The 8424-nt window shown below is 52.4% G+C and carries 8 protein-coding genes and 2 pseudogenes; 6 read left to right on the plus strand and 4 right to left on the minus strand.

From position 1 onward, the window contains the following. Positions 1 to 194: 194 nt before the first annotated feature. Entirely contained in the window at positions 195 to 1106 is a 912-nt protein-coding gene (locus tag CJF39_RS21990) for an AraC family transcriptional regulator (protein WP_047273856.1), read from the minus strand. A gap of 110 nt (positions 1107 to 1216) precedes the next feature. On the opposite strand from CJF39_RS21990, the gene CJF39_RS21995 reads away from it, so the two are divergent. The 6 genes from CJF39_RS21995 to CJF39_RS22020 all read left to right on the plus strand — a co-directional run bounded on the left by CJF39_RS21995 (position 1217) and on the right by CJF39_RS22020 (position 5320). After that, positions 1217 to 1558: a carboxymuconolactone decarboxylase family protein gene (locus CJF39_RS21995; protein WP_016779377.1), complete on the plus strand. Its 342-nt coding sequence runs from the start codon at positions 1217 to 1219 to the stop codon at positions 1556 to 1558. Between the two features lie 177 nt (positions 1559 to 1735). Further along, complete coding sequence (gene rclC / locus CJF39_RS22000) at positions 1736 to 2311, plus strand: reactive chlorine resistance membrane protein RclC (protein WP_016779378.1); 576 nt, start codon at positions 1736 to 1738, stop codon at positions 2309 to 2311. A 179-nt stretch (positions 2312 to 2490) separates the two neighbouring features. Next, complete coding sequence (tnpA, locus tag CJF39_RS22005; protein WP_003282986.1) at positions 2491 to 2808, plus strand: IS66-like element accessory protein TnpA; 318 nt, start codon at positions 2491 to 2493, stop codon at positions 2806 to 2808. Then, complete coding sequence (tnpB, locus tag CJF39_RS23430; RefSeq protein WP_003282984.1) at positions 2805 to 3140, plus strand: IS66 family insertion sequence element accessory protein TnpB; 336 nt, start codon at positions 2805 to 2807, stop codon at positions 3138 to 3140. Before tnpA ends, tnpB begins: the two co-directional genes overlap by 4 nt. A gap of 61 nt (positions 3141 to 3201) precedes the next feature. Further along, complete coding sequence (tnpC, locus tag CJF39_RS22015) at positions 3202 to 4728, plus strand: IS66 family transposase (RefSeq protein WP_034128273.1); 1527 nt, start codon at positions 3202 to 3204, stop codon at positions 4726 to 4728. Positions 4729 to 4903: 175 nt separating this feature from the next. Further along, a complete protein-coding gene (locus tag CJF39_RS22020) occupies positions 4904 to 5320 on the plus strand; it encodes a response regulator (protein WP_094995311.1) in 417 nt (138 codons plus the stop codon). 354 nt (positions 5321 to 5674) lie between these two features. Here CJF39_RS22020 and CJF39_RS22025 read toward each other — a convergent pair whose 3' ends face one another. From CJF39_RS22025 to CJF39_RS22040, 3 genes and pseudogenes are all read right to left on the minus strand, one after another. Beyond that, positions 5675 to 6880, minus strand: coding sequence for an HD-GYP domain-containing protein (locus CJF39_RS22025; protein WP_094995312.1), 1206 nt, complete (start codon positions 6878 to 6880; stop codon positions 5675 to 5677). Between the two features lie 429 nt (positions 6881 to 7309). Further along, a pseudogene (locus CJF39_RS22030) lies at positions 7310 to 7675 on the minus strand (PAS domain-containing protein); the annotation flags it as partial. A 386-nt stretch (positions 7676 to 8061) separates the two neighbouring features. Further along, positions 8062 to 8358: pseudogene (locus CJF39_RS22040) on the minus strand (IS3 family transposase); the annotation flags it as partial. Between the last annotated feature and the right edge of the window lie 66 nt (positions 8359 to 8424).

The raw sequence follows: 8424 nt of genomic DNA on the forward strand, positions 1-8424 counted from the left end.
GTTGCTTGGTCATCTGACACCTCGATATGGCGAGCATTCTCGCCTAAATGAGTGTCCGGTTTCATTAGACCACTACATCTGTATTTCCAACAGTTTACAACTCAAATATTTGAAGGGACGCTATTGGCCGCTCTCCGCCGATCACAACAGGCAGAAAACGGCCATCTCTGGTCACCCCTACCTAAGTGACAGCTCTAAATTCTGCGGCGCATTCTCCCTGGAGGCGCCCCATAAACCTCCTTAAATTTTTTGCTGAACGCCGCCTGCGATTGGTAACCAACCTGCAAGGCAATATCTTTTAATCCCAGATGCGAATGACTCAGCAGGCTGAACGCCAATTCCATACGGACTTGCGTAAGCAATACCCATGGCGACACACCAGCCACACGAACGAACGCCCGCATGAAAGATGCTCGGGACATGCACGCGATATCTGCTAGATTTTGGATGGTCCACTCGTGCGCAGGATCAGCCAACATCGCCTGCCATACGGGGCCCAGACGTTTATCGCTGAGCAAGGCGAGCGTGCCGATGTCTTGGCCATGGCTAGATAGATGGGCGCGAAGGATCAGGGTGAATAACGCCTGAGAAAGAGCATCGAGCAAAAATTTTGCTCCAATCTGATCGCCGTCTGCTTCCCCGCGTAATAAATCGACCAGAGACTGTAATGGTCCATCCGCTGGGAGCGTGCCGCTGGGTATCAACAGGTAGTCAGGTAATGAAGCAAATAGCAACGAAGTTCGGTTGAAGTGAAAGCAGCCGCATAGCATGTCCAGATCCGCACTCACGCCGCCAATGCGATGTATGGGCAATATGCCAGCGTCGATACGCTTTGCCGATACCAATGTTGGCGCAACAGCTTTGCCCGGACTATGCAGCACATGCGGCGCACCACCCGGCAGGAGCAGAACGTCGCCGGCGCGCATAGAAAGACGCTGCCCGCTTGGAAGCTCCACCCGACACTCACCCGACAGCACCACGTGGTATGGCGCTTTGCCCAGCGCTTCCTGCTCATGCTCCAGGGACCAGTCACCCTGAAATTGGCAACGTAAATCCAGACTGCCACGAACATTGGCGAGGCTGATGAGCTTGTCGATCGAATTCATTTGAGCGCATCGCAGAAAAAACAGAGCGTATCGAACTAATCAAAATAGGACTAGGGCATACACTAAACAAGGTTAAACATTACACCCAACCCCCCTCAGGAGTTACCGCAATGTTCATTAACTGGTCCGAATTATTACCCTCCATCCAGAAAGCTTTCGGCGCGCTGGGCAAAAGTAATCCAAAAATGGTCAAAGCCTACATGGCCCTCGGAGAAGCCTCTGCCGAAAACGATGTGCTCGACACCAAGACCCGCGAATTGATCTCCATTGCAGTCGCCATCACTACACGCTGCGACGGCTGTATTGCAGCTCACACTGATGCGGCCATTAAGGCTGGTGCGAGCCGCGAGGAAGTGGCTGCGACCTTGGCCACTGCGATCTCGTTGAACGCAGGCGCCGCTTATATTTATTCACTGCGCGCTCTTGAGGCGTACGACACCTTGAAAAAATAGCTCTTTCGCCATAACTCCACCGGCCCCGCACACTTAAACGTGCCGGGGCTTACCTGATACATCCAGACGTCAGCCACTTGTTGAGACGATCGAACAATAACTTGAGCATGACGCACAAAAGCGTCTCGCGGCTAAGCCTCAGACTGGTTTCACATTCCAAATATTCGGATAAGTCTGATGCTCGCTTCATTCACTACATGGCTGCAATTCATCAGCAAGCTCGACACCCTTGGCACACACCTCATGAGACTGGCGATCGCCGTAGTTTTCTTGTGGATCGGGGCGCTCAAATTCGCGCCTTACGAAGCCGATAGCATTACCCCATTTGTCGCCAACAGCCCGTTTATGTCTTTTTTTTATGAACATCCCGAGGATTACAAGGCACACCTGACCCACGAGGGTGAATTGAATGCGGAAAAGCGCGTCTGGCAGACCGCAAATAACACATACATCTTTTCCAACGGCCTGGGCGTAGTAGAAATTCTGATCGGTCTGCTGGTGCTTTCCAACCCGATCTCGCGACGCGCCGGTCTGCTTGGTGGGGCGCTGGCCTTCGGTACACCGCTGGTGACCTTAACCTTCCTGCTCACCACACCTGAAGCCTGGGTACCGGATCTTGGTGATGGTGAACATGGCTTTCCATTCCTGTCTGGTGCAGGACGCCTAGTGCTCAAAGATCTCTTGATGCTGGCCGGCGCTCTTCCGGTGATGGCTGATTCCGCCCGTCAGTTATTGCAAGAGCGGCGCCCCTAGTTTTCTTTTAAAGCCTTGAAATCTGAATCGCCTCAAGCTTCGTAGATACCTCCGAGAGGCTGCTTGTGGCCGGTTGCTGGTATCCGTCCGGCCAACTCACCTTCCGAACTCCAGCATTAAGGACGATGGTGTCCGCGTATTTTTAAGCGGACGCGATAGCCCTTATCGCCGGGATTTCCATGCGCCAACGAAGCTCTTACCCCAAACCGTTCAAGGCCCAGGTTGTTCAGGAGTGCCTGCAACCCGGTGCGACCGTTTCCAGCGTTGCCATCCGCCACGGCATCAATGCCAACGTCATTCGCAAGTGGCTACCGCTTTATCGAGATCAACTGCCAGCGGCGTTGCCGGCGTTCGTTCCTGCGAGAGTTACGCCAAAACGACCAGTTGAACCAGCTGTGATTATCGAGCTACCGCTGGGCGAGCAATCGATCACAGTGAAATGGCCAGCTTCCGATCCTGAAGGATGCGCCCGCTTTGTCCGGGGGCTCGCCCAGTGATCCGTATCGATAGTATCTGGCTCGCCACCGAACCCATGGATATGCGCGCGGGCACTGAAACCGCGTTGGCCCGCGTGGTGGCGGTGTTCGGTGCGGCGAAGCCGCACTGCGCCTATCTGTTCGCCAATCGCCGCGCCAACCGCATGAAAGTCCTGGTGCATGACGGCGTGGGTATCTGGCTGGCCGCGCGGCGATTGAACCAGGGCAAGTTTCACTGGCCAGGCATCCGCCACGGCTCGGAAGTTGAACTCGACACCGAGCAACTTCAGGCGTTGGTACTGGGGCTGCCCTGGCAGCGGGTCGGTGCGGGCGGCGCGATCACAGTGCTGTAGCACCGGCCATTAGCCCATCGGTGTATCTGCGCAGAGCGTCTGCTCTGGCACAATCAGCAGCATGAACTCCTCGCCCAATCTCGACCAACTGACAGCTGAGCAACTGCGCACACTGGCCGCGCAGTTGCTGACGCAGGTCGACGTGATGGGCAAGAAAATCCACCGTGATCAAACCATCATTGAGCAGCTCACACACGAAATCGCTTGGTACAAACGGCACAAGTTTGCCAAGCGTAGCGAGCAACTGAGCCCTGACCAGGGTAGCTTGCTGGACGACCTGCTCGACACTGACATCGCCGCCATCGAGGCGGAGCTGAAAGCTGTCAATCCCCCGGTTGCTCCAGCCGAACCCCGCCAACAGCCCAAGCGCACACCGCTGCCGGCACAATTTCCGCGCACCGTGATCCGCCACGAACCGGAGAACACCCAATGCGCCTGCGGCTGCCAGCTGCAACGCATCGGTGAAGACATCAGCGAAAAGCTGGATTACACGCCGGGCGTTTTCACCGTCGAACAGCATGTGCGTGGGAAATGGGCCTGTCGCCAGTGCGAAACACTGATCCAGGCCCCCGTGCCGGCCCAGGTGATCGACAAGGGCATCCCCACCGCCGGCCTTCTGGCTCACGTGATGGTGGCCAAATTCGCCGACCACTTGCCGCTATATCGGCAAGAGAAAATCTTTGGCCGTGCCGGCCTGGCCATCGCTCGCTCGACACTGGCGCAGTGGGTCGGACAAACCGGCGTGCAGCTCCAGCCGCTAGTCGATGCCCTGCGCGAAGCCGTGCTGGGCCAACGCGTGATCCACGCTGACGAAACCCCGGTGCAAATGCTCACCCCAGGCGAGAAGAAAACCCATCGGGCTTACGTCTGGGCCTACAGCACCACACCCTTCGCCGATCTGAAGGCCGTGGTGTATGACTTCAGTCCCAGCCGTGCCGGCGAGCATGCGCGCAATTTTCTTGGTCAGTGGAATGGCAAGCTGGTCTGCGACGACTTCGCTGGCTACAAGGCCAGCTTCGAGCAAGGCATTACCGAAATCGGCTGCATGGCCCACGCCCGCCGCAAGTTCTTCGATCTGCACGCTGCAAACAAAAGCCAGTTGGCCGAACAAGCACTGCACGCGATGGGCAGCCTGTACGAAATCGAACGGCAAGCACGGGACATGAGCGATGAAGAACGCTGGCGAATACGACAGGAAAAGGCTTCACCGATCCTCGATACACTGCATGACTGGATACTGGCCCAGCGTGATCTTGTGCCCAACGGATCGGCCACGGCGAAAGCCTTGGATTACAGCCTTAAACGCTGGCAGGCACTGACTCGCTATGTCGAGGATGGTGCTGTGCCCATCGACAATAACCAGGTCGAGAACCAGATTCGTCCATGGGCCCTGGGGCGCTCGAACTGGTTGTTTGCCGGGTCGCTACGCAGCGGCAAACGCGCGGCGGCGATCATGAGCCTGATCCAGTCGGCCCGCATGAACGGGCATGATCCGTATGCCTATCTCAAGGACGTGCTGACACGCCTGCCGACGCAACGGGCGAGTGAGGTCGGCCAACTGCTGCCGCATCAGTGGGCGCCTGCCTGAGTCGCGCAAGGTGAGTTCGGCGTACGCTTACAAAAATCGTACACTAAAGAGATAATGCACAGGGAAAATTAGGGCTTCGCAACCGTCGTTCGGATGGCGGATAATCCTAAAACTTAGTAACCCTAGAACTGATTTGGGCGAGTAGATGTCTTTGGCTAGTTAAGAAGGTGAAAAAGTGTACGTTAACCGGGAAGGCCTATTACCAATTCTGGGCGGAGTCATCATTGTCGAAGATGATCCGACGCTCCGTGAACTGATGGTGGATATCGTCGAGGAGGTAGGGGCTGAGGCATTAGCATTTGAAACTGCTGATGATGCGTTGACATATCTTCTGCAATCGCATGAAAAATGCAGGCTAGTGATTGCCGATCATGGGGTCCCTGGACAAATTCAAGGTACAGAATTCATTGAAATGGTGAGAGGAAAATGGCCGACGATTGCATCGATTCTGACCTCAGGGGCTTTGATAGATCCTGCATCAGTCCCGCCTTCTACGATCTACTTACACAAGCCATGGTCTCTGGATGATCTGATCGGTGCGATGGCATCCCTGCTTCAGCCAGGTTTCCAAATCCAGAAAGCGCAAGAATAGAGCTATTTTTTGATCTATTTCGTTAACAGCAACGAGCCTGTAGCTTGCTTCGCAATGTGGCTCGCCTTTACTCCACTACAATCCAGATCGGTTTTGATATCTATGGCAATCAAGACAAGCACCGATTGCAATTCACCTATCCGACACGGATAGAAGCAGATGTTGAATGAGAAAGACTGAACGTGGAGTGACAACACTTTCCCCCATCAGCTCACCATGATTTGTAAGAATGCAATTGCTAGTCATTGCCCATTCCGATAGGAAGGGTAAGTCGATGAAAGTGTTCCCTTAGCATACGAGTTTCTCCGTATTTGTTAGAGCAACCGGCGCTCCTACAGTTCTTAGAACCATGAATTAACACCAAAGGTTTTCTAGGTTTTTGAACCCCCACTTTGCTGGATCCTCCCGGCTGACGATACGATCTGTTGTCGAACTTTGTGCTAAATCCACCACCTGCTCCACAATAGTAGTCTTAGACTTAACTGAGAAGAATACGCGCACAATCGGCCTGCTGAGATGGGTCGGATTTTTCCCAATCACCACGCCCAAATACCCGGAATGTAATCTAACCAAACTGCCAAGCGGATAAATTCCTACGGTTTTGACGAAGGTATTAAAAAGTTCTTTGTCGAAATGCCCTGTCCATTTCGACATATGCGCGAGAGAGATAGCGGGATCCCAAGCTTCCTTGTAAGGACGATTGGAGGTAATAGCATCATAAACATCACAGATTGTCGCCATGCGCGCTAAAATACTAATTTGTTGGCCTTGGAGGCTGTGCGGATAGCCAGTACCATCGATCTTCTCATGGTGGTGGAGGCAGACATCTAGAGCGCACTTGGGAATAAGTTCGCTCTTGAGAAGCATGGCATGACCAAGTTCTGGATGCCTGCGCATTACCGAAAATTCGTCATCAGTAAGCTTACCCGATTTGTTGAGCACAACTCCCGGAATTACTATCTTACCAACGTCGTGTAACAGTCCAGCAATCCCCGCTTCGCGAATCTGCTCGTTATCCAGTCCTAATCGCTGGGCCAAGGCAACCATAAGAGCGCAAACCGAAACGGAGTGCATATAGGTGTATTCGTCCTTGGTTTTCAGTCGCGCCAGGCCAATGAGAGCGGAGGAGTTCCTCGCCACAGATGTGCTAATTTCTTCTACGATGGGTAGACATTGTTCTATATCGATAGCTTTTCCGAGACGGGCCTCATTGAATAACTGCATCACAGCAAGTTTGGAATGGTTGAGAATCTGCGATGCGCGATGTAGTTCTTCAGCCACCGTAGTAGAGACAGGCTTTGGCGTTGGCAGTGTTTGTGCCGTATAAGTTAGTGGTTCTTTTTGTTCCTGACTCGGATCCTCAGCTGTTTCGGTGATATCCGCACCTTTTGAACAATCGATCCACACTGCCGAAACTTTGCTGTTTTGCAAAGCCTCTAGGTCAGCCTGATCATACAATACAAATTTTGCCTTCCAAAACGGATGTGATAACCAATTGCCTTCAAGTGATTGGATATACATCCCAAGCCTTACTTGATGTGTGGATATCATTTTCAGCATCAGATCTGCTCGACGTAATTGGTTAATGATCAGAGCTTTTTCGGGGCTGCATCCACCGGACTTAAAGATGGCGGTGGGTGTCCAAGCGAGTGTAGCAGTTCTGCTTCAATAGAATTGGGGTCAATTACGCCACGCGCCAACGTATCAGCGAGGTTTTCCAAAAAGCTAGCCAGGGTTGACGGTTCAGGTAGATTCGGTCCTCCAAGGAGGAGCCATCCCTCCAGAGTGTAGAACGTCGCTAGACGAAGCTTGATAGCTACCGTGACTTTTTTTCTGCTAGCTTTCTGGCGTTGCATTGAATTTATTATTCCTGGACGTCGATATCTGCTTGTTAGCTGCGCAGCAGGGATCTAAAGGTCTAGATTTCACAAAAATTTGTGGGCTCTTGAAGCAGTGTATGACAAAGTCAGAACGGAAATATTGATATTTAGCAATGGCCTCTTTGCCTGTGCGCAAACGAGCATAAAGCTTTTGTGCACGCTCTATTTGTTCACGACTTGGCTTGACTCGAACGGACTCATAACCAGTTAAGGCGCCGTTTTCAATAATCGGCGTGACATAGGCGCTGACCCAATAATAGTCACCATTTTTGCAACGATTTTTTACAATACCCATCCAGCTTTTGCCAGACTTTAGATAACTCCACATCAGCCCAAAAACAGCTGGGGGCATATCGGGATGGCGAACCAAGTTATGTGGGCTGCCCACCAGTTCTTCACGCGTATAGCCGCTTATGCTCGCAAATTCATCATTGCAGTAAATGATCTTACCGCTAGGATCGGTAGCTGAAATCAAACGTTCTGAACCGGGAAATACCTGTTCAACAGACGTGACTGACCGACTGACCGACTGACCGAATTCATGATTAGATTACCTAGGCGAGCATGATGTCACAATAACATCATTTTTATGGGTTGACAATCTGCGCCGAATTAGCCATAGACAAATTTTGTTGACGTGGTATTGCATTAGCAGAAATCATCCACTAGCTAGGACTATGGTCACAGTCGCGCTGATCTCTGACTTCATGAATCTGTTCAATCACGAGCATAAGCTTGTCAAACTCCAGAAAAATCGAATCAGCTAGATCGTTGTATCCGCAGTTTTTGAGTAACGTAGCGTGCTCCTTCATTTCGTTAGCTATGTCTAGAAGCCTAGAAGCTTGAATCGCCCCTGCTTTCCTAGACACTCTCCAAGCTCAGGAAATAGCGTTTCTCATACTCTACTGGAGACAGCTGCATAGCACTGCTGTGTCGACGCTTAGGGTTATAGAACATCTCGATGTAATCGAAAATATCACTTCGGGCTTCGTCACGCGTTGCGTAGATCTTTCGTCGGATTCGCTCCCGCTTCAAAAGCTGGAAAAAGCTCTCCGCTACGGCATTGTCGTGGCAGTTTCCCCGTCGGCTCATGCTGCTGATCACATTATTGGCCTTCAGGAAGCTTTGCCAATCTGAGCTACTGAACTGGGCGGATTCAACCGGTCGTCGCAACACTGGATTGTTGTACAGACTTTAGATACTCATTCAGTGCTTCGGCAGGTG

Origin of the sequence: Pseudomonas lundensis (assembly GCF_002269125.1) — a bacterium.
Taxonomy (GTDB): Bacteria; Pseudomonadota; Gammaproteobacteria; order Pseudomonadales; family Pseudomonadaceae; genus Aquipseudomonas; species Aquipseudomonas lundensis_A.